This window comes from Micromonospora sp. NPDC003241 (genome assembly GCF_053589795.1).
In genome coordinates, this window is record NZ_JBSFSO010000066.1 from 1 (window position 1) to 23,662 (window position 23,662).

At 72.4% G+C, this 23,662-nt stretch carries 23 protein-coding genes and 1 riboswitch; of the genes, 7 read left to right on the forward strand and 16 right to left on the reverse strand.

The features are described 5' to 3' along the window. Positions 1–153 precede the first annotated feature (153 nt). From pheT to ACWDVW_RS30655, 10 genes are all read right to left on the reverse strand, one after another. On the reverse strand, positions 154–2,724 hold the full coding sequence (pheT, locus tag ACWDVW_RS30610; RefSeq protein WP_449955887.1) for a phenylalanine--tRNA ligase subunit beta: 2,571 nt from the start codon (positions 2,722–2,724) through the stop codon (positions 154–156). 39 nt (positions 2,725–2,763) lie between these two features. Beyond that, the gene (gene pheS, locus ACWDVW_RS30615; RefSeq protein ID WP_449955889.1) at positions 2,764–3,834 is read right to left on the reverse strand and encodes a phenylalanine--tRNA ligase subunit alpha; all 1,071 of its coding nucleotides are present in this window, start codon (positions 3,832–3,834) and stop codon (positions 2,764–2,766) included. A gap of 202 nt (positions 3,835–4,036) precedes the next feature. Further along, the gene (locus ACWDVW_RS30620; RefSeq protein ID WP_449955892.1) at positions 4,037–4,834 is read right to left on the reverse strand and encodes a TrmH family RNA methyltransferase; all 798 of its coding nucleotides are present in this window, start codon (positions 4,832–4,834) and stop codon (positions 4,037–4,039) included. Positions 4,835–4,901: 67 nt separating this feature from the next. After that, positions 4,902–5,294 (reverse strand): 50S ribosomal protein L20, encoded by a 393-nt coding sequence (rplT, locus tag ACWDVW_RS30625; RefSeq protein ID WP_117230164.1) that lies wholly within the window; start codon positions 5,292–5,294, stop codon positions 4,902–4,904. A gap of 33 nt (positions 5,295–5,327) precedes the next feature. Continuing rightward, a complete protein-coding gene (gene rpmI, locus ACWDVW_RS30630) occupies positions 5,328–5,522 on the reverse strand; it encodes a 50S ribosomal protein L35 (protein ID WP_117230163.1) in 195 nt (64 codons plus the stop codon). A gap of 20 nt (positions 5,523–5,542) precedes the next feature. Further along, a complete protein-coding gene (gene infC / locus ACWDVW_RS30635) occupies positions 5,543–6,178 on the reverse strand; it encodes a translation initiation factor IF-3 (protein WP_350700095.1) in 636 nt (211 codons plus the stop codon). Between the two features lie 1,122 nt (positions 6,179–7,300). Continuing rightward, a complete protein-coding gene (locus ACWDVW_RS30640) occupies positions 7,301–7,828 on the reverse strand; it encodes a PH domain-containing protein (protein WP_449955897.1) in 528 nt (175 codons plus the stop codon). Further along, entirely contained in the window at positions 7,825–9,024 is a 1,200-nt protein-coding gene (locus ACWDVW_RS30645; RefSeq protein WP_449955900.1) for a DMT family transporter, read from the reverse strand. Before ACWDVW_RS30645 ends, ACWDVW_RS30640 begins: the two co-directional genes overlap by 4 nt. Beyond that, positions 9,021–9,866, reverse strand: a complete 846-nt coding sequence (gene hisG / locus ACWDVW_RS30650; protein WP_449955903.1) for an ATP phosphoribosyltransferase — start codon at positions 9,864–9,866, stop codon at positions 9,021–9,023. The genes ACWDVW_RS30645 and hisG overlap by 4 nt, the downstream gene beginning before the upstream one ends. 44 nt (positions 9,867–9,910) lie before the next feature. Continuing rightward, complete coding sequence (locus tag ACWDVW_RS30655) at positions 9,911–10,174, reverse strand: phosphoribosyl-ATP diphosphatase (RefSeq protein ID WP_117230159.1); 264 nt, start codon at positions 10,172–10,174, stop codon at positions 9,911–9,913. Positions 10,175–10,311: 137 nt separating this feature from the next. On the opposite strand from ACWDVW_RS30655, the gene ACWDVW_RS30660 reads away from it, so the two are divergent. The 5 genes from ACWDVW_RS30660 (at position 10,312) to ACWDVW_RS30680 (ending at position 15,583) form a co-directional block, all read left to right on the forward strand. Next, positions 10,312–11,172: an ABC transporter substrate-binding protein gene (locus ACWDVW_RS30660; RefSeq protein ID WP_449955906.1), complete on the forward strand. Its 861-nt coding sequence runs from the start codon at positions 10,312–10,314 to the stop codon at positions 11,170–11,172. Further along, complete coding sequence (locus tag ACWDVW_RS30665) at positions 11,133–12,017, forward strand: amino acid ABC transporter permease (protein ID WP_449955908.1); 885 nt, start codon at positions 11,133–11,135, stop codon at positions 12,015–12,017. The genes ACWDVW_RS30660 and ACWDVW_RS30665 overlap by 40 nt, the downstream gene beginning before the upstream one ends. A gap of 2 nt (positions 12,018–12,019) precedes the next feature. Further along, entirely contained in the window at positions 12,020–12,769 is a 750-nt protein-coding gene (locus ACWDVW_RS30670; RefSeq protein WP_449955911.1) for an amino acid ABC transporter ATP-binding protein, read from the forward strand. A gap of 82 nt (positions 12,770–12,851) precedes the next feature. Next, a complete protein-coding gene (locus ACWDVW_RS30675; protein WP_449955913.1) occupies positions 12,852–14,855 on the forward strand; it encodes an acyl-CoA dehydrogenase family protein in 2,004 nt (667 codons plus the stop codon). A 74-nt stretch (positions 14,856–14,929) separates the two neighbouring features. Beyond that, positions 14,930–15,583 carry a hypothetical protein gene (locus ACWDVW_RS30680; protein ID WP_449955916.1) on the forward strand — a complete coding sequence of 218 codons (654 nt, stop codon included), beginning with the start codon at positions 14,930–14,932 and terminating at the stop codon, positions 15,581–15,583. A gap of 405 nt (positions 15,584–15,988) precedes the next feature. On the opposite strand, the gene ribH is transcribed toward ACWDVW_RS30680, so the two are convergent. The 6 genes from ribH to rpe all read right to left on the reverse strand — a co-directional run bounded on the left by ribH (position 15,989) and on the right by rpe (position 21,548). After that, the gene (gene ribH, locus ACWDVW_RS30685; protein ID WP_176093313.1) at positions 15,989–16,489 is read right to left on the reverse strand and encodes a 6,7-dimethyl-8-ribityllumazine synthase; all 501 of its coding nucleotides are present in this window, start codon (positions 16,487–16,489) and stop codon (positions 15,989–15,991) included. 5 nt (positions 16,490–16,494) lie between these two features. After that, positions 16,495–17,754: a bifunctional 3,4-dihydroxy-2-butanone-4-phosphate synthase/GTP cyclohydrolase II gene (locus ACWDVW_RS30690; RefSeq protein ID WP_449955919.1), complete on the reverse strand. Its 1,260-nt coding sequence runs from the start codon at positions 17,752–17,754 to the stop codon at positions 16,495–16,497. 76 nt (positions 17,755–17,830) lie between these two features. Then, positions 17,831–18,448: a riboflavin synthase gene (locus tag ACWDVW_RS30695; RefSeq protein WP_449955922.1), complete on the reverse strand. Its 618-nt coding sequence runs from the start codon at positions 18,446–18,448 to the stop codon at positions 17,831–17,833. A gap of 2 nt (positions 18,449–18,450) precedes the next feature. Then, positions 18,451–19,512: a bifunctional diaminohydroxyphosphoribosylaminopyrimidine deaminase/5-amino-6-(5-phosphoribosylamino)uracil reductase RibD gene (gene ribD / locus ACWDVW_RS30700; protein ID WP_449955925.1), complete on the reverse strand. Its 1,062-nt coding sequence runs from the start codon at positions 19,510–19,512 to the stop codon at positions 18,451–18,453. A 143-nt stretch (positions 19,513–19,655) separates the two neighbouring features. Next, positions 19,656–19,828, reverse strand: a riboswitch (FMN riboswitch). Between the two features lie 57 nt (positions 19,829–19,885). After that, the gene (locus ACWDVW_RS30705; protein WP_396751924.1) at positions 19,886–20,866 is read right to left on the reverse strand and encodes a response regulator; all 981 of its coding nucleotides are present in this window, start codon (positions 20,864–20,866) and stop codon (positions 19,886–19,888) included. 1 nt (position 20,867) lies between these two features. Continuing rightward, on the reverse strand, positions 20,868–21,548 hold the full coding sequence (rpe, locus tag ACWDVW_RS30710; protein WP_350700120.1) for a ribulose-phosphate 3-epimerase: 681 nt from the start codon (positions 21,546–21,548) through the stop codon (positions 20,868–20,870). 246 nt (positions 21,549–21,794) lie between these two features. Between rpe and ACWDVW_RS30715 the strand changes: the two genes are divergently transcribed. Together ACWDVW_RS30715 and ACWDVW_RS30720 are read left to right on the forward strand one after the other, a co-directional pair. Next, the gene (locus ACWDVW_RS30715) at positions 21,795–22,682 is read left to right on the forward strand and encodes a septum formation family protein (RefSeq protein WP_350700122.1); all 888 of its coding nucleotides are present in this window, start codon (positions 21,795–21,797) and stop codon (positions 22,680–22,682) included. 72 nt (positions 22,683–22,754) lie between these two features. Then, the gene (locus tag ACWDVW_RS30720; protein ID WP_449955930.1) at positions 22,755–23,639 is read left to right on the forward strand and encodes a septum formation family protein; all 885 of its coding nucleotides are present in this window, start codon (positions 22,755–22,757) and stop codon (positions 23,637–23,639) included. Positions 23,640–23,662: the final 23 nt, after the last annotated feature.

Here is a 23,662-nt window from a genome sequence, read left to right on the forward strand (position 1 = left end):
GGGCTCGGCCGTATCCGGTGCAGGCGGCGGTGGTGGAACAGGCTCGGGCCATGCCGCTGCGACGACGGGACCTGACCGGAGCAGGCCGGGATGTTAGGAAGGGTCCCCTCCTATGCACGAGGCGTTAGGAGGGGACCCTTCCTTACATCTTCGTCAGGCGCCGCGCAGGGTCGCCTGGAAGCGCTCGGCGGCACGGGCCACCGCGGCGTCCCGGGCGGCGACCGCCTCCTCGACGGTCAGCGTCCGGTCGGGTGCGCGGAAGGTCAGCTTGTACGCCAACGACTTGCGGCCCGCGCCCAACTGGTCGGAGGCGTACACGTCGAACAGCCGCACCGATTCCAGCAGGTCACCGGCGCCCTCGGTGAGGGCCTGCCGCACCGACTCCGCCGGGACCGACTCGTCCACCACCAGCGCCACGTCGATCAGCGCCGGCGGGAAGCCGGACACCGTCGGCGCGAGCGCCACCGGCGCCTCCGGCAGCGCGTCCAGGTCCAGCTCCATGGCGCTGGTGCGGCGGGGCAGTTCCAGCGTGGCGAGCACCGTCGGGTGCAGTTCACCGGCGTGACCGACCACCGTGCCGTCCACCAGCAACGCGGCGCACCGGCCGGGATGCCAGGGGGCGTACTCGGCGGCCCGCACCTCGATGCTGTCCTGTGGCACCCCGGCGGCGGCGAGCACCGCCCGACCCGCCTCGACCGCGTCCGCCCAGCCGGCGGGCCGACCCGCACCCCACCAGCCGGCCGGCTCGACGTCGCCGGTCAGCACGACCGCGACGTGCCGGGGCTGGTCCGGGACGACCGCGTCGGCGGCGGCGAACTCCTCGTCGGTGGGACGCCGGTCGACGCCCATCACCGGCGGACGTCCGGCACCCGGACGCGCACGGAAGACCGTGCCGGTCTCGTAGAGCGCCAGGTCCCGCAGACCACGGCCCAGATTGCGGCGGACGATGCCGAGCAGCGGACCGAGCAGCGCGGTCCGCAGCAGCGGCTCCTCCTCGGACAGCGGGTTGGCGAGCCGGACCGCCTGGCGACGCGGGTCGTCGGCGGGCAGCCCGAGCTGGTCGGCCAGTTCGGTCGCCACGAACGGGTGCGCCAGCACCTCGACGAAGCCGCGTTCGGCGAGCGAGCGGCACACCGCGCGGTGACGACGCTGCCGCGCGGTCAACCCCCGCCCGGGCGGCGCGGTCGGCAGCACCGACGGCACCTTGTCGTACCCGTCGAGGCGGGCCACCTCCTCGACCAGGTCGGCCGGATCGGTCAGGTCGGGTCGCCAGGTCGGCGGGGTGACGCTGAGCGCCTCGACACCGGCCACGGCACCCACCTCGCCCGCGTCCTCGGCGAGCCGGTCGGCGCCCCGGGCGACGGTGCACCCGACCTGTTCCAGCAGAGCCACCACCCGGGCCGGCGGGTACTCCACACCGACCCGCCGGGTGGGCAGGTCGACCGGCAGCACCACCGGCGTACGCGGTGCGACGTGGTCGATGTCCAGCACCTCGTCGGCGACGGTGCCGCCCGCGTGCTCGGTGAGCAGCCGTACCGCCCGCTCGATCGCGACCAGCGGCAGGGCCGGGTCCACGCCCCGCTCCCAGCGCTTCGCGGCCTCGCTGAACAACTTGTGCCGACGGGCGGTGCGCCCGACCATCACCGGGTCCCAGTGCGCGGCCTCGAACAGCACGTTGACGGTGCCGGGCACGACCTCGCTGGTCTCGCCGCCCATCACGGCGGCGAGCGAGATCGGCACGCCCTCACCGGCGAGCGGGTTCGGCACCCCGGTGTCGCAGATGACCATGTCCTCCGGCGCGAGCGCCCGGGTAACCCCGTCGAGCGTGGTCAGCTTCTCGCCCGCTTCGGCCCGTCGGACCACCAGCGCGCCGGTGATCCGGTCCGCGTCGAAGGCGTGCATCGGCTGGCCGAGTTCCAGCATCACGTAGTTGGTGATGTCCACCGGCAGCGAGATGGTGCGGATGCCGGCGACGGTGAGCCGCCGCTGCATCCAGTCGGGGCTCGGCGCGGTCGGGTCCACGCCACGTACCAGCCGGGCCGCGAACCGGTCGCAGCCGACCGTGTCCCGGACCTCGACCGGGTACGCCGGCGCGTCCGTGCCGGCCGGCGCGGGGACCAGACCGGGATCCCGGAAATCGACCCCGAGGGCCAGCGCCAACTCGCGGGCCAGCCCCCGCAGCGACATCTGGTAGCCCCGGTCCGGGGTGATCTCCACCTCCACCACGACGTCGTCGAGGCCGACCACCGGTCGGGCGTCGTCGCCGGGCTTGACGGCGGTGCCCTCGGGCAGCACCACGATGCCGTCGTGGTCGTCGCCGAGGCCCAGCTCGCGCTCCGAGCAGATCATGCCGTTGGAGTTGCGCCCGTACGTCTTGCGGGCGCCGATGGCGAAGCCACCCGGCAGGACACCACCGGGCAGGATCACGACCACCCGGTCGCCCGGGGCGAAGTTGCGCGCCCCACAGACGATCTCCTGCGGCTCGCCGGTGCCGTTGGCGGCGCCGACGTCGACCCGGCAGAACCGGATCGGCTTCTTGAAGCCGGTCAGCTCCTCGATCTCGAGGACCTCACCGACCACCAGCGCCCCCTGGACCGTGTCGGCCAGGTCCACGATCGACTCGACCTCGATACCGAGGTCGACCAGGGCCCGCTCCAGGTCGGCGGCGGGCAGGTCGGCCGGGAGGTCGACGTACTCCCGCAGCCAACTGACAGAAACTCGCATGACTTGTGACCACCGTCTCCGTGACTCGAACCCGTCGCCCTACACCCCGGCCCCGAACGCGCGGGTGAACCGCACGTCGCCTTCGGCCATGTCCCGCATGTCGCTGACCCCGTGCCGGAACATCACCGTGCGGTCGATGCCCATGCCGAAGGCGAACCCCGAGTAGACCTCCGGGTCGATGCCGCAGGCGCGCAGCACTCGCGGGTTGACCATGCCGCAGCCGCCCCACTCCACCCAGCGGGGGCCGTCGCGGTGCTCCGGGAACCAGACGTCGAACTCGGCCGACGGCTCGGTGAACGGGAAGTAGTGCGGCCGGAAGCGGGTCCGCGCACCCTCGCCGAACATCGCCCGGGCGAAGTGGTCCAGGGTGCCGCGCAGGTGGGCCATGGTGATGCCCTTGTCCACCACCAGGCCCTCGACCTGGTGGAAGACGGGCGCGTGGGTGGCGTCCAACTCGTCGGTGCGGTAGACCCGGCCGGGCACGACCACATAGATCGGCGGCTTACGGGTCAGCATGGTCCGCGCCTGCACCGGCGAGGTGTGGGTCCGCAGGACCAGCCCCGACTCCTCGGTGGGTGCGATGTGGAAGGTGTCCATCAGGCCGCGCGCCGGGTGGTCCGGTCCGATGTTCAACGCGTCGAAGTTGGTCCACTCCAACTCGACCTCGGGTCCCTCGGCCACCTCGTAGCCCATCCCGATGAACAGATCGCTGATCTGCTCGGTCAGCTGGCTGATCGGGTGCCGGGAGCCACGCGGCCGCCGGTCGTAGGGCAACGTCACGTCGACGCGCTCCTCCACCAGCACCCGCTCGGCCTGTTCGCGCTCCAGCACCTCGGCGCGGGCGGCGTGGGCCTGCTCGATGGCACGACGGGCCTCGTTGACCCGCTTGCCGGCGTCGGACTTGGCGGCCGGCGGCAGCGCGCCGATCTCCCGGCGGGCCAGCGAGACCGGGGCACGGTCACCGAGGTGCGCCGGGCGCACCACGGCCAGCGCGTCGGGGTCACCGGCGGCGGCGAACGCCTTCTCGGCCTCGGTCACGGCCTCGGCCAGGGCGGCCGGGTCGAGCAGGGCGACCTGCTTCGGGTCGTACGGATCGTTGCGGTAGCTCATGGCGTACGGGCACTCCCTCACGGCGGTGCCGGCCCTCACGGGCGGCGAAGCGAGTCTACGGACGCGCGGCTGCGCCGCAGCCCGCCGGTGGGAGTCGCGTGGGGAGCAGGTCAGGCCCGCCGCCCGCCGACACCGGCGGGCTGGCTAAAGGAACGCCGTATCGCGTTCACCATGGGGGCCGCTCTCCTTGTGGGGTGTGAGGTCAGCGCTGCGCTCTCGCCGAAGCGTACAGGCAGACCGCCGCAGCCGCAGCCAGGTTGAGGCTCTCGGCACGCCCGTGCAGCGGCACCCGGACCCGGGCGTCGGCGGCCTCGACCAGCTCGGCGGGCAGGCCGTGCGCCTCGGAGCCGAACAGCCAGGCGGTGGGCGTGGCGAGCCGACCGGCGTCGGCCAGGTCGTCGAGGTCGTCGGCGCCGTGCCCGGTGGCGGCGAACACGGTCAGCCCGGCGGACCGCGCCGCCACGACCACCTCGGCGGGGTCGCGTTCGCGGACCACGTCGACGTGGAACAGGCTGCCGGCCGAGGACCGGACACACTTGCCGTTGTACGGGTCGACCGCCTCCCCGGCGAAGACCACCACGGCGGCCCCGGCCGCGTCGGCGGTCCGCAGCACGGTGCCGGCGTTGCCCGGGTCACGGATGCCGGCGAGTACGGCGACCAGGCGCGGGCCTCGGGCCAGGGCGGTCTCCAGCGGTACGTCGACGTGCTCGCAGACGGCGACCAGTCCCTGTGGTGCGACGGTCTCGGCGAGCGCGGCGAGCGCCTCCTCGGTCACCTCGGAGACGGGTACGTCGTCCCGCGCGGCGGCTGCCGCGAGGTCGGCGTACCGGTCGAGGGCGGCCGGGGTGCCGAACAGCTCCCGCACCGTACGCGGACGGGCCAGGGCCTCGCGGACCGCCTGCGGCCCCTCGGCCAGGAACCGGCCGGTGGCCTCGCGGTCGCGGCGGCGGTGGAGCCGGCGGGCGGCGACCACCCGGGGGGTACGCGGCGTGAAGGTCATGTCGTCCTCACCACACACGCGCGAGGCGCCCCCGGTCGTGGGGACGCCTCACTGCGTTGTGCGGGGATCAGGCGGCCTGAGCCGGCGCGCCGCCGGTGCCCTCGGCCTTGACCGCGGCCCGGGCCAGCTCGACGATCGCCGCGAACGCCGGAGCGTCGTGGACCGCCATGTCGGCCAGGATCTTGCGGTCGACCTCGATGCCGGCCAGGCGCAGGCCCTGGATCAGGCGGTTGTAGGTCATCCCGTTGGCACGGGCACCCGCGTTGATCCGCTGGATCCACAGCTGCCGGAAGTCGCCCTTGCGGTCGCGACGGTCCCGGTAGGCGTACTGCATCGAGTGCAGCACCTGCTCCTTGGCCTTGCGGTACAGCCGGGAGCGCTGACCGCGGTAGCCACTCGCGGTCTCCAGCAGGGTACGGCGCTTCTTCTGGGCGTTCACAGCCCGCTTGACGCGTGCCATCTCAACTCCTTCTTGGACTCAGGTTGGCGCGCGTCAGCGGCCGAGCAGCTTCTTGAGGCGCTTGACGTCGGACTTGGCGACCTCGACCAGGCCCGTCAGCCGCCGGGTGCGGGTGGAGGACTTCTTCTCCAGGTTGTGGCGCAGACCGGCCTGCTGCTTCATGATCTTGCCCTTGCCGGTCACGCGGACCCGCTTGCCCGTCCCCGTGTGGCTCTTCATCTTCGGCATGTGGAACGTCTTCTCCCCTGTTACTCGCCGCTGTTGTCGGCGACGGTGCCGGTGTCACCGGCTGCTGCGGTCTCGCCGGCCTCCGGCGCGGCGGAATCCTCCGCTGCCCGGTCCCGGGGCGCCCCGCCCCGGGAGGCGACCGCGGCGACCGCGGCGGCCTTGGTGGCGCGGTGCGGCGCGAGCACCATGATCATGTTTCGACCGTCCTGCTTCGGAGCGGCCTCGACGTACCCCAGCTCCGAGATCTCGCTCTCCAGCCGACGCAGGAGCCGGTAACCCAGCTCCGGGCGACTCTGCTCGCGACCGCGGAACATGATCGTCACCTTGACCTTGTCGCCGGCCTTGAGGAACCGCACCACGTGACCCTTCTTGGTCTCGTAGTCGTGCGGATCGATCTTCGGCCGGAGCTTCATCTCCTTGATGACGGTCTGCTGCTGGTTACGCCGCGCTTCGCGCGCCTTGAGTGCGCTCTCGTACTTGAACTTGCCGAAGTCCATGAGCTTGCACACCGGCGGGCGCGCCATGGGCGCAACCTCGACCAGGTCCAGATCGACGTCCGCGGCCAGCTGAAGGGCGCGCTCCAGCGGGACGATGCCCACCTGCTCACCCTCGGGGCCGACCAGTCGGACCTCACGTGCCCGGATCTGCTCGTTCACGCGTGGTTCGACGCTGATGGGGCCTCCTCGAGTCGGTTCTTCATGCGTGGCCGACCCGGTGGCTCCCGCTTGGGAACCGACCCGGAAAGCAGAAGGCCCCGGCGCATGCCAGGGCCCGCTCGACCGGTCGGCACGATCACAGGATCGCGCATCCCGGCCCGGGACATGCCCGGAACCGGAGACCGGACCCGGCCGCCGCAGTCGGCGACTCGGGTGGGAGCAGGCGCCCCACTTTCATGGCCGCCCGCGCAACGCGGACAGCCTGGTCGACTCGACCACACTACACCCTGGGTAACCGGGACCCCAAACCGACCCGCCTCCTCCCGAATGCCCCTCCACCACGCACTCCGCCTCGACCGCCCCCGCGCTGGCCCACCCCACTCCCCGCCCGGCCGCCTCCCTGCGCTGACCCACCCGCCCTTGCCCACCCGCTCCCCCGCACTGGCTGCTCAGCCTGCATTGGCTGCTCAGCCTGGCCTGGCTCACGCCACCCCCTGCGCTGGCTCGCCCCGCCCGCACTGGTGTTCCCGCCCGCGCTGGATTCACCCTGGGCTGGTTCTGCCCGCCCGCGCTGGGTTCACCCTGGGCTGGTTCGGTCCCGCCTGCACTGGTTCACCCTGGCTGGTTCCGCCCGCCCGCACTGGTTCGTCCTGGCATCAGCGTGACGGGTGGTCGTGGTCACGTTCGCGCCCTGTCGAGCTGACCCGTCGACGCCATCACCGAGAGCCGCAGCCACGGCGATCCGTTCACGCCGTCAGCTCGACAGCGACCGACCCTGTAGTGGAGGGCAACGGCGGAGGTGACTCAACGCGACAGCGACCGGCCAAGGCAGAGGGCGGCCAGCGCGAGGACGACCAGTGGAACGAAGGTCAACCAGCCCGACGGCGCGACCGGCAACCGGGAAGTGCCGCCAACGCCACGGACCACTCAGCGCCGCAGACTGCCGAGCGCCACAGACTGCTGAGGGCCACTGCCCGCTCAGTACTGCGAGCGCTCAGCACCACGAACGCTCAGCGCGACACGCGACGTCGCGCGGGCAGGTCGACCGCCCGAGGGGTGACCAGCCGGGACGGACCCGAGCTGAGGACGGACCGAGCGAGCCGGGACCGAGGAGGGGGCGGGTCAGCGGGTGGCGCGTTCGGTGACGGCGGTCAGGTGCGCCTGGTGCAGACGGCGCAGGGCACGGACGCCGTCGACGGCGAGCTGCTTGTCGGCGGCCTGGAGGGCGACCACCGGCAGCAGGTCGTCGTCATAGAGCTCCAGGGCCGCCCACGGTGCGCCCCGGTCGAAGCGGACGCCGCGTATGACCTCCCAGGGCAGCTCGTACGAGCCGATGATGTTGCGGACCCGGATGCGGTGGGCGTCGGCCTCGACCCGGGGGCGGGTGAACAGCAGCGTGCCGAGGGCGAAGAGAACGCCGAGCCCGATCATGGCGAACTGGTCGCCGCGCTGGAAGGTGCCGTAGCCGTTGCCGGTGGGGCCGGTCAGCGTGGTGGCGATCAGGGCGAACACGACGACCAGTACGGCCGCCGAGATCCAGCAGACCAGCCGGATGCGGCGCGGTTGCAGGCGGACCCGGTCGATGCCGTCCGCCGGGTCGCGTTCGCTCGTGCCGGCACTGGCCTGCGTCGCGTCCTGCCGCTCACTCATGTCCCCAGTTTGCCATCCGGTCCCGGCGCGTCGTCCGGCGCCACACGGACCGCACCGTCGTCACCGTCGGTTCCGGCCCCGGCGACCGAGGGCGAACCGGCCGACGGCGGACCCGACGGCGACCGCTCCGGTACCGGCGGACCGGACTGCGGCGGCACCGGGGACACAGGTGGGACCGAGGAAACAGGCGGGCTTGACGAGACAGGCGGGACCGACGAGACAGGCGGGACCGACGAGGCAGGCGGGACCGGGGGTGGTGGTGGGGTGCCGGTGGCCGGGGCGGTGGCGGCGCGGGGGCCGCGACTGGCGACCAGCACGGCGAGCAGGGTGAGCACGGCGCCGGCCAGGACCGGTAGCCGGGCGCCGGGGCCCTGCGGCAGCAGCACGTCCAGGAGCAGGGCGCCGACGAGTTGGCCGCCGACCAGGGCCAGGCCGGTGCGCAGGACGCCGGCCGCGCGGACGCCGATCACCAGGGCGGCGACGATGCCGACGCCGAGCAGGCCGCCGGTGTAGAGGTGCCAACCGGTCGGCCAACTGACGGAGGGGCCGGTGAAGGCGCCGGCCAGCGCGGCGACGAGCAGCACCACCGGCGTACTGACGACGAAGTTGACCGCGACTCCGGCGGCGGCCGAACCGGCGGCGGAGATCCGGCCGTTGAGCGCGGCCTGCAACGCCACGGCGACACCGCCGAGCACGGCCAGCAGGAGCACGCCGACGGCCAGGTCGCCGATCGGTCGGCCGGTCTGCGCCAGGGCCACAGCGGCCACCCCGAGCAGCGCCCCGGCGATGCGGGGCGCGGTGAGCGGCAGCCGGCCCACCGGGGCCAGGCCGGAGCGGTCCGAGGCCAGCCCGCCGAGGCTGCTGCCGGCGACCTGGGCGATGGTGAAGACCGCGACGCCGAGCACCGGCACGGCGTAGGCGGCGAGCACCACGATGGCCGCGCCGCCCAGCCCGCCCAGGTACGACCACCAGGGCAGCCGGGCCCGCCGCAGCGCGACGAGCCCGGTCCGCATGGACGGCAGGGCCAGCAGCCCGAGCAGCACCAGCAGGCAGCCGCCGAGGTTGTTGACGACCGCACCCAAGGTGACGTTGCCGGTCTGCTGCCCCAGCTCGGCGTTGACCGCGCCCTGCGCCGCCGACGCGACGCCGCCGAGGGTGACCAGGGCGAGCGCGAGCGCCGTCGGGCGCGGCCTCACAGCCGGCAGGCGTGGATGTTGGTGACCAGGATCGCCCGGGCGCCGAGGTCGTAGAGCTCGTCCATGATCTGGTGTACGTCGTCGCGGAGCACCATGGCCTGCACCGCGACCCAGCCCTCCCGGTGCAGCGGGGAGACGGTCGGCGACTCGATGCCGGGGGTCAGCGAGCTGGCCCGGTCCAGCAGCCCGGCGGGCACGTCGTAGGCGAGCATCACGTAGCGGCGGGCCACCAGCACCCCGTGCAGCCGCCGCAGCAACTGCTCGGCCTGCGGGTGGCCGTCGGCGCCGGCCCGGCGGACCAGCACCGCCGACGAGCGCAGCAGCGGCTCGCCGAAGACCACCAGCCCGGCCTGGCGCAGCGTGGCGCCGGTCTCGACCACGTCGGCGACCACGTCGGCGACGCCGAGCCGGATGGCGTTCTCCACCGCGCCGTCGAGCCGGATCACGTCGGCCTTGACGCCCAGCTCGGTCAGGTGCCGCTCGACCAGCCCCGGGTACGCGGTGGCGATCCGGTGCCCGCCGAGTTCCCGGACGTCGTCGACGTCGTCGGGCCGGGCGGCGAAGCGGAAGGTGGCCCGGCCGAAGTTCAGGTCGACGATCTCCTCGGCCGGCGCGCCGGAGTCGATCAGCAGGTCCCGGCCGGTGATGCCGACGTCCAGGTCACCGGAGCCGACGTAGGTGGCGATGTCCTTCGGGCGCAGGTAGAAGAACTCGATGTCGTTGGGCTCGTCCCGGCAGACCAGGTCCTTGGGATCGGTGCGCTGGCGGTAGCCCGCCTCGCGCAGCATCTTGGCGGCCGACTCGGCCAGGGCGCCCTTGTTGGGTACGGCGACACGCAGCATGACGGAGTGCTCCTTCGATCGGGTTGAGGTCGACGGCGGGGCACTCACAGATGTCGGTAGACGTCCTTCAGGTCGAGACCGCTGGCCAGCATCAGCACCTGGACCTGGTAGAGCAGCTGGGAGATCTCCTCGGCGGTGCGCTCGGGCCCCTCGTGCTCGGCGGCCATCCACGACTCGGCCGCCTCCTCGACGACCTTCTTGCCGATGAAGTGCACGCCCTTCTCCAGCGCGGCGACCGTGCTGGAGCCCGGGGTACCGGCGGCGGCCTTGGCCTGCAGCTCGGCGAACAACTCCTCGAACGTCTTCACGGAATCGGATTCTCTCAGTCGCCCTCGGTCGCCGTGAGGACGGGTCGGTGCCGACCGCTGGGCGGGACCGGAATTCCCTACCGACATGGTGGGACACCCCTTCGACGTCCGCCGATGCAGGTCGTACGCTGACCGCCATGGTCAGCACTCCTCGCATCCTCGCGCTCGCGGCCGCCGGCTCGGTCCTGCTCGCGGTCAGCGCCTGCGCGCCCGAATCCGCACCCGCCCCCCAGCCCACCGCGTCCGCCGCGTGCGACAAGGAGAGCCTGGTCACCCGTACGCCGGGCAAGCTCACCATCGCCACCGACGAGCCCGCGTACCAGCCGTGGTTCGTCGACGACAAGCCGGACAACGGGGAGGGCTTCGAGTCCGCCGTGGCGTACGCGGTGGCCGAGAAGCTCGGGTACGCCCGCGCGGACGTGGTCTGGACCCGGGTCAAGTTCGACACCGCCGTCGCCCCGGGGCCGAAGGAGTTCGACTTCGACATCAACCAGTTCTCCATCACCGACGAGCGCAAGCGGGCGGTGGACTTCTCCGCGCCGTACTACCTGGTGCGGCAGTCGGTCATCACGCTGAAGTCCTCCAAGATCGCGGGCAGGACGTCGCTGGCCGACCTACGGAACGCCAAGCTCGGCGCCCAGGTCGGCACGACCAGCTACCAGGCGATCACGGACCTGGTGAAGCCGACGGTCGAGCCGCAGGTCTACAACAGCAACGACGACGCCAAGAAGGCGCTGCAGAACGGGCAGATCGACGGGCTGGTGGTGGACCTGCCCACCGCGTTCTACATCACCTCGGCCGAGATCGACGACGCGGTGATCGTCGGGCAGTTCCCGCAGGTGGGTTCGCCGGAGGCGTTCGGGCTGCTGCTGGACAAGGACTCGCCGCTGACCGGCTGCGTCAGCGGCGCGGTCGCTCAGCTCGCCGGTGACGGGGTGCTGAAGCAGTTGGAGCAGCAATGGCTCGCCCAGGTGGCGGGTGCCCCCGAACTCACGTGAGCGCCCTCAGCCACCACGATCCGTCGCCCGCGCAGCGGGCCCGGGACGCGTACCGCCGTCGGCAGACCGTGCTGAGCGTGCTGGTCGCCGCCGCCTCCACGGCGGTGATCGGCACGCTGCTGGCGGTCGCGGTGACCGGGGCGCCGGGCTGGGACCGGGTACGCGAATCGTTCCTCGACCCGGAGATCGCCCGGGACGCGTTGCCCCGGGTGCTCGCCGGGCTCTGGCTCAACGTCCGGTTGCTGGTCTGCTGCGCGATCGGCGCGCTGCTGCTCGGGCTGCTGATCGCCGTCCTGCGGACGCTGCGCGGGCCGGTGTTCTTCCCGATCCGGGCGCTCGCGGCCGGGTACACGTACACGTTCCGCGGCCTGCCGTTGATCATCGTGCTGTACGTGCTCACCCTCGGCGTGCCGGGGCTGCGGTTGCAGGGCATGCCGCCGGTGCTGGTGCTGGGCGGGTTGGCGCTGGTGCTCACCTACGGCGGATACCTGGCCGAGGTGTTCCGCGCCGGCATCGAGTCGGTGCATCCCAGCCAGCTCGCGGCGGCCCGCTCGCTGGGGCTGACCTATCGGCAGACGATGCGGCACGTGGTGCTGCCGCAGGCGGTCCGGCGGGTGGCGCCGCCGCTGCTCAACGACGTGGTGGCGTTGCAGAAGGACGTCGGGCTGGTCTCCCTGGCCGGGCCGATCGACGCGGTACGGGCGGCACAGATCGCCACCGCCCAGACGTTCAACTACACGCCGTACATCGTGGCCGGGGTGCTCTTCGTCCTGCTCGCCATCCCGCTGATCGCGGTCACCGACCAGGTGACGTTGCGGGCAGCCCGACGCCAGTCCGGAGGCTGACCGTGGACGTGTTGCGGTGTCGGGGGCTACGCAAGGAGTTCGGCGGCCGGGTGGTGCTGGACTCCCTCGACCTGACCGTGGCCGAGCACCGGGTGGTGGCGTTGATCGGGGCCTCCGGCTCCGGCAAGTCGACGCTGCTGCGCTGCGTCAACCTGCTGGAGGAGCTGCACGACGGGACGATCGAGCTGGACGGCGAGGAGATCACCGCCCCGGGCGTGGACCCGGACCGGGTACGCCGCCGCATCGGCATGGTCTTCCAGGCGTACAACCTCTTCCCGCATCTGAGCGTGCTGGACAACGTGACCCTGGCTCCGCGTCGGGTGCACGGGCGGTCCCGGGCCGACGCCGAGGCGCACGCCCGGGAGCTGCTGGACCGGGTGGGGCTCGCGGACCGGGCCGACGCGTACCCGGATCGGCTCTCCGGCGGCCAGCAGCAGCGGGTCGCGATCGTGCGGGCACTGGCCAACTCGCCCCGGTTGCTGTTGCTCGACGAGGTCACCTCGGCGCTCGACCCGGAGCTGGTCGGCGAGGTGCTCACGATGATCCGCGACCTCAAGGCCGACGGCATGACCATGGTGCTGGCCACGCACGAGATGAGCTTCGCCCGGGACGTGGCCGACCAGGTCTGCTTCCTCGACGGCGGCCGGGTGGTCGAGTCCGGCCCGCCGTCCCAGGTGCTCGGCGCGCCCACGCAGCCGCGCACCCGGCAGTTCCTGGCCCGGATCATCGAGGCCGGGCGCCTGCCGGGCTGAGCGGCACCTTCTCCGGGCATCGTGACGACGGTCACCTGCGCTGACCGGCAGGTTTGTACCCTTGATTGGGTACAAACCGACCATGACGACGTCAGTTGAGGTAGCCGTGCCCCGTTCCGTGTCCGACCCCGTCGACGTCGCCCACCTGCGGAAGGTCCTCGACGGGCCGTGGGCCGAGGTCCGCGACGCACACCGGGACAAACTCGACGCCCGTTTCCTCCCCGTGTACGGGGAGAGCGGCGACCAGGCCCGGGAGCGGATCAGTCGCCTGCTCACCGAACTGCCCGCCGAGCTGGGCATGGCGGCGTCCTTCCCCACCGAGTACGGCGGCCGCGCCGACGTCGGCGCCTCGGTCGTGGCCAGTGAGATGCTGGCGCAGATCGACCTGTCGCTGATGGTCAAGGCGGGCGTGCAGTGGGGTCTGTTCGGCGGGGCGGTGCTGGCGCTCGGTACCCGTCGGCACCACGACGCCCACCTGCGGGACATCGTCGCCGGCGATCTGCTCGGCTGCTTCGCGATGACCGAGACCGGTCACGGCTCGGACGTCCAGCAACTGCGCACCACCTGCACGTACGACCCGGAGACGCAGACCTTCGACCTGCACACCCCGCACCAGGCCGCCCGTAAGGACTACATCGGCAACGCCGCCCGGGACGGTCGGATGGCGGTGGTCTTCGCGCAGCTCGTGACCGGCGGGCAGCGGCACGGCGTCCACGCCTGGTTGGTGCCGATCCGCGACGCGGACGGCAACCCGATGCCCGGCGTGACGATCGGCGACGCCGGGCCCAAGGCCGGGCTGCTCGGCGTGGACAACGGGCGACTCAGCTTCGACCACGTCCGGGTGCCGCGCGACATGCTGCTGGACCGTTACGGCCAGGTCGCTGCGGACGGCACCTACGCCAGCCCGATCGCCGACGACTCCCGGCGCTTCTTCACCATGCTCGGCACCCTGGTCCGGGGCCGGGTGAGCGTGGGCGGCGCGGCGGCGGCGGCGACCAAGTCGGCGCTGACCATCGCGGTCCGCTACGGCGACGTCCGCCGTCAGTTCGGCACCCCCGACGCCGACCGTGAGGTGCTGCTCAACGACTACCTGGCCCACCAGCGCAAGCTGCTGCCCGCGCTGGCCACCACGTACGCGCTGCACTTCGCCCAGGCCGAGCTGGTGGCCGCCGTCCACGAGGTGCAGGGCAGCGACGAGCCGGTCGACGAGCACCGGCAGCGGGAGCTGGAGTCGCGGGCCGCCGGCCTCAAGGCCGCGCAGACCTGGCACGCCACCCGGACCATCCAGATGTGCCGCGAGGCGTGCGGCGGCGCCGGCTACCTGGCCGAGAACCGGCTGCCCAGCCTCAAGGCCGACACCGACGTGTTCACCACGTTCGAGGGCGACAACACGGTCCTGCTGCAACTGGTGGCCAAGGGACTGCTCACCGGCTACAAGGACGAGTTCGGCTCGCTGGACGGCTGGGGGCGGGCGTCCTTCGTCGCCGAGCAGGTCCGCGAGATGGTGCTGGAGCGTACCGCCGCGCGGGCGCTCATCGAGCGGCTCGTCAGCGCCGTACCCGGTCGGGGCGAGGAGGTCGCCGTCACCGACCGGGGGTGGCAGCTCAGCGTCTTCGAGGACCGCGAGAAGCACCTGCTCGACGGCGCGGTCCGGCGGCTGCGCAACGGCGCGAGCACCAAGCGGGACCGGCCCTTCGACATCTTCAACGACGTGCAGGACCACGTCCTGACCGTCGCCTCCGCGCACATCGACCGGGTCACGCTGGAGGCGTTCGTCGCCGGCATCGAAGCCACCAGCGACCCGGCCGTCGCGGCCCTGCTCTCCCGCGTCTGCGACCTGTACGCCCTCAGCGTCATCGAGGCCCACAAGGGATGGTTCCTGGAGCACGGCCGACTCACCCCGGCCCGCGCCAAGGCGATCACCGCCGTGGTGAACAGCCTGCTCAAGGAGCTGCGCCCGCAGATGCGCACGCTTGTGGACGGTTTCGCCATCCCCGAGGCATGGCTGCACTGCGCCATCCTGCGGGAGGAGGCCGACCGGCAGGAGGCGATGGCCGCTCACGACCAGTTCCCGACTGATCGGTAACGGATCGCGGACAGGACGGTCACCGAGGGTGCCCCATCCTGGGGCGACACCCCTCACCGACGGGAGACCTCCTGGTGATCTGGATCATCGAGAGCAAGAGCAAGCTGAGCCGCGTGTTCGCGGCCGACCTCAAGCGCCTCCGGGCCAACGAGGCGGTCGCGGCGCACGCCGCCCGGTCCGTGCTGAACAGCAAGATCGCCGAGATGCAGACCCCGCTCGCACCCCCGCTCGACCTCGGCGAGCCGGTGCTCGTCCTGGCCCACTCCGGCTACGCGCTCGACGACCGGCACAACGAGGACCGGCCCTGGGTCGGCGGGCGCTGGCTGGACGAGTTCGTCCAGGACGTCACGGCGAAGTTCACCCCGGCCGGCATCAGCGGCCGTACGCTCTGGTTCCTCGTCTGCCACACCGGACACGACGTCACCACGCTGGGCACGCTGCTGGCCGCCGCCGGGGTGAACGACGTGACGATCTATATGCCGACGGACTTCATGTACATCAGCAAGAACGGCATCCCGCACGTCCTCAAGAGCGAGGCCGACCTCGAATCCGTCAACAAGGACGTCGCGAAGTGGGACGGCGACTACATGAGCATCTCGGGCTCGCAGCCCACCGGTGCCTACTGGGCCGGCTGCACGGTCCGGAACCAGGTGGTCACCACGCTGGGCGCGCGGACGATCGAGCAGGCCGTCCGGGAGCAGTTCGACCCGGACGAGGAAGAGGCCTGAGCCGCCGTCGCCGGGGACCGGGACGCGGTCCCCGGCGACCAGCGAACAGGCGGTACGTCAGCGGGCGTCCACGCTGACCGGTCCCGTCCCCAGGCCCGGATCACGCGAAACAGGACGCTCTGCCGACCTACCGGCTCTCCCGACGTTCAGGAACCCAAGAATCTCGGCACGCGTTGCCTCACTGTCGGATCAGCTCAAGATCTTGGAAAGTTTCCGTTAGCTGCTAACGGAAACTTTCCAAGGTTCACATCCGCGAGGCGGTGACCGGGGTCCGCTTGGGGGCGGCCGGTGTTGTCCGTGCCGTCGGACGCGGCAGAACGAGACACTGCCGGCGGTGATGGCGGACAAGGGCGAGACCGCCCAGTCGCTGGCCGGAGAGGTCGGTCGCCGGAGGGTGACGGGCGGTCAGGCGCCGAAGCCGACGCGTTGGTTGCCGGCGGTGGCGACCTGCCGGACGGCCAGCGCCGCGTCGAGGGCGGCGACGGTGGCCGCCCAGCCCTTGTCCTCGGCGGAGCCGGGCAGCCCGGCCCGGTCGCGGGCCTGCTCGATGGTGTCGACGGTGAGCACACCGTGCGCCACCGGCTTGCCCTCGTCCAGCGCGATGCGGGTCAGCCCGTCGGTGACCGAGCGGCAGACGTAGTCGAAGTGCGCGGTCGCGCCACGGATCACCACGCCGAGTGCCACCACCACGTCGCAACGGCGGGCCAACGCCTGCGCCACCACCGGCAGCTCCACCGAACCGGCCACCCGGGCCGTCACGGCCCGCGCGCCGCACGCCTGCGCGGCGGCGACCGCCCGCTCCAGCATGTGGTCGGTCAGCTCACCGTGCCACCGAGCGGCGACCACTCCCACGGTCATCCCGGACGCGTCGACCGGGGTCGTCCCCGGCTCGCCGAAACCCGCCATCTCCCCTACGCTCCGATCTCTTTGCCGGCGACCGGACGGCCCATCGGGGCCTCCGACACCTCGTCCAGGTCGAGCAGGTGCCCCATCCGGTCCCGCTTGGTGCGCAGGTAGCGCACGTTCTCCGGGTGCGGGCGCACCGGCAGGCCCTCGCGGCCGGTCACGGTGAGCCCGTAGCCCTCCAGCCCGGCGCGCTTGGCCGGGTTGTTGGTCAGCAGCCGCATCGTGCGGACCCCGAGGTCGTAGAGGATCTGCGCGCCGGTGCCGTAGTCCCGGGCGTCGGCCGGCAGGCCGAGGTCCAGGTTCGCGTCGACGGTGTCCCGGCCCTGGTCCTGCAACTGGTACGCCTGGAGCTTGTGCAGCAGGCCGATGCCGCGCCCCTCGTGACCGCGCACGTAGAGGACCACGCCCCGGCCCTCCCGGGCCACCCGCACCAGCGCGGCGTTGAGCTGCGGCCCGCAGTCGCAGCGCACCGAGGCGAAGACGTCGCCGGTCAGGCACTCGGAGTGCACCCGCACCAGCACGTCGCGCCCGTCACCGATGTCGCCGATCACCAGCGCCACGTGCTCGGCCGTGTCGTACTCGCTGCGGTAGCCCAACGCCCGGAACACCCCGTGCTCGGTGGGCATCCGCGCGTCCGCGACCAGTTCCACCTGCTTCTCGGTACGCCTCCGGTAGGCGATCAGGTCGGCGATGGTGATCAGGGTCAGCGAGTGTTCGGCGCGGAACTTCTCCAGGTCCGGCAGCCGCATCATGGTGCCGTCGTCGTTGACCAGCTCGCAGAGCACACCGGCCGGACGCAGCCCGGCCATCCGGGTCAGGTCCACGGCCGCCTCGGTGTGCCCCGGCCGACGGAGCACCCCGCCAGTGCGGGCGCGCAGCGGCACCACGTGACCGGGTCGGGCCAGGTCGGTCGGGCCGGTGGCCGGGTCGGCGAGCAGCCGGATGGTGTGCGCCCGGTCGGCCGCGGAGATGCCGGTGCTCACGCCCTCCCGGGCGTCCACCGTCACCGTGTACGCGGTCTGCCGCCGGTCCTGGTTCGTGTGGTGCATGGGCGGCAGGTCGAGCCGGTCGCACTCGTCCTCGGTGAGTGGTACGCAGATGAAGCCGGAGGTGTGCCGCACGGTGAACGCGAGCAGCTCCGGGGTGGCCAGCTCGGCGGCGAAGATCAGGTCGCCCTCGTTCTCCCGGTCGGCGTCGTCGGTCACGATGACCGGTCGGCCGGCGGCGATCTCGGCCAGCGCGTCCTCCACCCTGTCGAAGGTCATGCCGGCACTCCGCTTCGCTCCGTGCCGCCATGAGGCAGCGCCACACTGCACCGATGATTCGCTCGCTGACGCTCGCTCATGCCGGCACTCCGCTTCCGGTGGAGCGCGCGGTGAGCAGGCGCTCGACGTACTTGGCCAGGACGTCGGTCTCCAGGTTGACCGGGTCGCCGACGGTCCGGTTGCCGAGCGTGGTCAGCGACAGCGTGGTGGGGATCAGGCCGACGGAGAACCAGTCGGCACCGACCTCGGCCACGGTCAGCGACACCCCGTCCACGGTGATCGACCCCTTCTCCACCACGTACCTGGAGAGCGCGGCGGGCAGCCGGAACCGGACCGTCTCCCAGCGCGGCGCCGGTTCCCGGGAGAGCACCTCGCCCACCCCGTCGACGTGCCCCTGCACCAGGTGGCCGCCGAGGCGGCTGTTCAGTGCGGCGGCGCGTTCCAGGTTGACCGGGTCACCGGCCCGCAGCGCGCCCAACGCCGTGCGCCGGAGCGTCTCGCCCATCACGTCGGCGGTGAACACCCCGCCGTCGACCTCCACCACGGTCAGGCAGACGCCGTTGACCGCGATCGAGTCGCCGTGTCGGGCGTCGGAGGTGACCAGTGGGCCGCGTACGGCGACCGTGGCCGAGTCCTGTGCCGTCGGGGTTATCCCGACGACCTCGCCCAGTTCCTCGACGATGCCGGTGAACATGCCTAGCCCTCCCTCTTTCGGGGCAGCGCGGTGATCCGCAGGTCGGGACCGATCTGCGTAACGTCGATGAGTTCCAGGTCGATGGCCTCGGCGATGGTGCTCACGCCGGCGTCGACCAGAGCGGCAGGCCCGGCGCCGAGCAGCCGGGGCGCGAGGTAGCCGACGACCCGGTCGACCAGGCCGGCGGCGAGGAACGCCCCGGCCAGTCGCGGGCCGCCCTCCAGCAGCACGGCGCGTACCCCGCGCCCGTGCAGCGCGGCCATCAGCGCGAACAGGTCCACCCCGCCGTCCGGGCCGGTGCCCACCTCGGCGGCGGTGGCGATCCAGGTCCGGGCCGCGCCGTCGCGCACCGTGGCGTCGGCCGGGGTACGCCCCGCCGAGTCCACCACCACCCGCAGCGGCTGCCGGATGGCGAGACTGCCGTCGCGCAGGTTGCGGACGGTGAGCCGGGGATCGTCGGCGAGCACGGTGCCGACACCGACGACCACCGCGTCGACGGTGGCGCGCAGCGCGTGCACGTCCATCCGGGCCGCCTCGGAGGTGATCCACATGCTGGTGCCGTCGGCCGCCGCGGAGCGGCCGTCGAGCGTCGCGGCGTACTTCCAGATGACGAAGGGCAGGCCCCGGCGCATGGCGGTCAGCCAGGCGATGTTGCCGTTCTCCGCCTCGGTGCCGCGTACCCCCAGGTCGACCCGGACCCCGGCGGCCCGCAAGGTGGCCGCGCCGCCGGTGGCGACCGGGTTGGGGTCCGGTACCGCGATCACCACCCGGGCGACCCCGGCCTGGACCAGGGCGGAGCTACAGGGGCCGGTGCGGCCGGTGTGGTCACAGGGTTCCAGGGTGACGACCGCGGTGCCGCCCTTGGCCCGCCGCCCGGCCTGCGCCAACGCGACGATCTCGGCGTGCGGGCCACCGGCGTAGGCGTGGAAGCCCTCGCCGACCACCTCGCCGTCGGCGTCGAGCAGGACACAGCCGACGACCGGGTTCGGACTGGTCGTGCCGAGCCCGCGCGCCGCGAGCTCGATCGCGCGACGCATCGCCTCGTCGACGGAGACGCTCGCCATCACCTGGCCCTGCCCTCTCGCTCTGCTCGCGCGGGCAGGAAGATCGACTCGCGAGCAGGCGGCGCAGGTCCGGGTACGGCACAGCCGCCCCGGCAGACGGTGGAGACGCCGAGACCCGGCGAACCACACGCCCGTGCCGTCCCGCGCGCTGTCTCCCATCCGGACTGTCTGGGTGCGGACCTGCCGCCCCCAACCGTCGGCCCCGGATTCTCACCAGGTCCACCGGGCGGACGAACCGCTCCCGGGTCGCGGGCTTACCACGGTCGGACCGTGGATCACCGCCGGTTCGGAATTACACCGAGTCCCGCCAGCGCGTGGTGGGTACTGAGGGAAGTCTTACACGCTTGGCAGGGTTCTGCGCCACCCCGGCGAGCTACTTCACATGTCGGTGACCGGGATCGGCGACGCCCCGACGGCGGTCCACCGCCACGTACGAGCCGGGTTGGCTCTTGGCCACGGTCTTCATCTCCGAGGCGATGGTCATCGCCTCCAGGGGATCGGTGAGGCGTTTGTCCTGATCCGAGACGGAGACCCCGATGGAGAGCGTGACCAGCGCGGCCCGGCGGATGTTGCCCCGCCGGTCCTTCAGCTCGACGTAGCCGCGTTCCCGGTCGGTCGGGTCGTAGAGCGCGTCGGCGGCCGTCTCGAAGTCCGCCGAGACCCGCGAGGTGAGCGGCAGGACCTGTTCCGGGGTGCAGACGAAGACGAAGTCGTCGCCGCCGACGTGACCGAGGAAGGCCGGGGGCAACGCGACCGACACCACCGCCCGGTGCAGGCTGCGGGCCAGCGCGGAGATGAAGCCGTCGCCCCGGGAGAAGCCGTACCGGTCGTTGACGCTCTTGAACCGGTCGACGTCGATGTACCCGACGGCGTAGTCCGAGCCGACCCGGATCCGGTCGGCGATCTCCCGTCGGATGCGGCTGTTACCGGGCAGCCCGGTCAGCGGGGAGACCTCGCGGAACTCCTTGTTGCGCCGCAGCGTGGAGCTGACCCGGGCGACCAACTCGGCGGTGTCGAACGGCTTGACCAGGTAGTCGTCGGCACCGGCACTGAGCCCGTGGACCTTGTCCACGGTCATCCCCTTGGCGGTCAGCATGATCACCGGCAGGGCGGCGGTCATCGGGTCGGCGCGCAACCGGCGGGTCAGCTCCAGCCCGTCCACCCGGGGCATCATCAGGTCCACCACGGCCAGGTCGGGCCGCTGCCGCTCGATCACTTCGAGCGCCTCCTGACCGTCACCGGCGAGCACCACCTCGAAGCCGTGCAGGCGCAGGTTCACCTCGACGAATCGGGCGATGTCCCGGTCGTCGTCGACGACCAGGATCACGTCCTTGTGTTCCCCGGTCGGCTCCACCTCAGGCTCCGGGCGCCGCGCGCTCCGCGAGGGCGCGCAGTCGGCGTACCGCCTCGGCCGGGTCGTCGGCGCCGTAGACCGCGGTGCCCGCGACGAAGGCGTCGGCACCGGCGGCGGCGGCCTGCTCGATGGTGTCGGCGGCGATCCCCCCGTCCACCTCGATCCGCAGTTCCAGATGACCGGCGTCCACGTGCCGCCGCGCGAGCCGGACCTTGTCCAGCAACTGCGGCACGAACCGCTGCCCGCCGAAGCCCGCCTTGATGGTCATCACCAGCAGCGTGTCGAAGCTCGGCAGCAGGTCGAGGTACGGCTCGATCGGGGTGTCCCGGTCGATCGCCAGCCCGGCCTTGGCACCGGCGGCGCGCAGGTCCTTGGCCAGGGCCGCCGGGTCGTCACACGCCTCGGCGTGGAAGGTCACGTTGTACGCACCGGCGTCGGCGTAGCCGGGCGCCCACCGCTGCGGGTCCTCGATCATCAGGTGCACGTCGAAGGGCAGCCGGGTGGCGGCCCGCAGGCTCTGCACCACGGGCAGCCCGATGGTCAGGTTCGGCACGAAGTGGTTGTCCATCACGTCGACGTGCAACCAGTCCGCGGCGTCCTCGACGGCGCGGACCTCTTCGGCGAGACGGGCGAAATCGGCGGCGAGAATACTGGGCGCGACGATCGGCGGCGGTACGGTCACTGGGCCAGTGTACGAACGCGTCCGGCGGTCGCGGCAGCACGCCACCAACGGGGACGCCCGGTGACTCGGGCGTGACCATTGGTGCAGAATGACCCCCTTCGGACCAGTCGATCCGGACGAAGCGTGAACTCGACTGGCCATAAGTCCGAATCGCGGCAACACTCCATCGGGGACGGTGACGGTAACGTGCAGGCCGGTGGGCACGGGATCCGACAGCCGGGCGACGGTTCCCGGAAAGGGCGGACGATGCGACGGTGGCTCGCGGCGCTGGCGCTGGCCGGCGCGGCTGCGATGGTGCTCAGCGGCTGTGTGCGGCCGGGCGGTACGGACGGCGACATCACCAACGGCTGGCCCGCCCTGCGGGCGCCGACGATGTTCGTCCCGGCCACCGACGCCTGTCTGCCCCGGATCACCCCGATCGTGCAGGCGAGCACGTACGAGACGGTGGACTGCGCCCGCAACCACCTCGCCGAGGCAGTCCACGTGGGCACGTTCACCGGTTCGGCGGCGCAGGGACGGCGGCCGGAACCCGGTTCGGCGGCGCTGCGGACCGCACGCGCCGAGTGCGACCAGCGGGCCCGCCTGGTGCTCGGCGGCGACTGGCACACCGCACGGCTGACGATGAACATCGCGCTGCCCTCGGTCTCCGCCTGGAACGGCGGCGCCCGGTGGTTCCGCTGCGACCTGAGCGAGACCGACAGCATCGACAACACCCGCGCGGTCAACCGCACGGGCAGTCTGCGCGGCGCCCTGATCGGCGACTCGCCGCTGGTGCACCGTTGTTTCGACCCGAAGCTGATCGGCGACAACCTCAACTACATGGCGCCGGTGCTCTGCACCGAACCGCACCGCGCCGAGTTCGTCGGTGTCTACGTCGAGCAGGACATGAGCTGGGAGAAGTTCGTCGCCTCCTCCGCCCAGGCGCACCAGCGGTGCATGGAGCTGATCGCCTCCTTCGCCGACGTGCCGAACAACGCCGACCTGCCGTACCGGGCCGGCTCGATCTTCTATCCGCCGTCGCAGCGCGAGTGGGAGGAGGGCGACCGGGGAGTGCGGTGTTTCCTGTGGAGCGACGACCGCAAGCTGACCGGCTCGATGCGCGGTGTCGGCCCGCAGGGACTACCCGTCACCTGACCCCGGTGCCGTATGCTGCCGCACCGTGGCGTGCCGTGTCCGCGGTCATGCCCGGCAGGAGGTCGGCGGGGGATGCGACGGTGGTGGATCGGGGTCGCGCTGGGCGCGGTGACGCTGGCGTTGACCGCGTGCAGCACCAGACCGGCCGGCATCGACGGTGACCTGGTCGACGACTGGCCGGTGATGGCCGCGCCGGAGGTGTTCACCCCGGCGGCGCAGACCTGCCACACCCAGCCGCAGGACGTCGGATACCTCAGCGGGTACGCGCCGGTGGACTGCGCACAGCCGCACCGGTCCGAGACGCTGCACGTGGGCCGGCTGACCGAGGCGGCGGGGACGGCCCCGCCCGAGGCGGGCAGCCGGGCGATGCGCACCGCGTACCGCGAGTGCGACCGGGCCGTACGCGGCGTGCTCGGTGGTGACTGGCGGACCGCCCGGATCGGCTGGACCGTCGTCTTCCCGTCGCCCCGGGCCTGGACCGGCGGGGCCCGCTGGTTCCGCTGCGACGCCCACGAGACAGACGCCCTGGACACCCCCACCCCGGTCCGCCGCACCGCCAGCCTGGCCGGCACGCTGGACGGGTCGTCTCCGCTGCGGCACCGCTGCTTCGAGGCCAAGACCAAGGGTGACGAGGTCACCGAGATGGTGGCCGTGAAGTGCAGCGCCCGGCACCGCGTCGAGTTCGTCGGGGTGTGGAAGTCCCCGGCCACCAGCTACGCCGCGTTCGAGAAGGACACCGCGCGGGCGCACCGCGGCTGCCTCAGCCTGATCGCGAAGTTCGCCAAGGTGCCCGACGACGGCAACATGAAGTACCGCGTCGGCACGGTCTATTACCACCCCTCCGAGCCGGACTGGCGCAACGGCGAGCGTGGGGTGCAGTGCTTCCTGTGGCTCAACGACCGCACCCTGACCAGGTCGCTCAAGGGCGGCGGCACCCGGGCTCTGCCGATCGGCTGACCGGCGGGCCACCACCGCCCCCG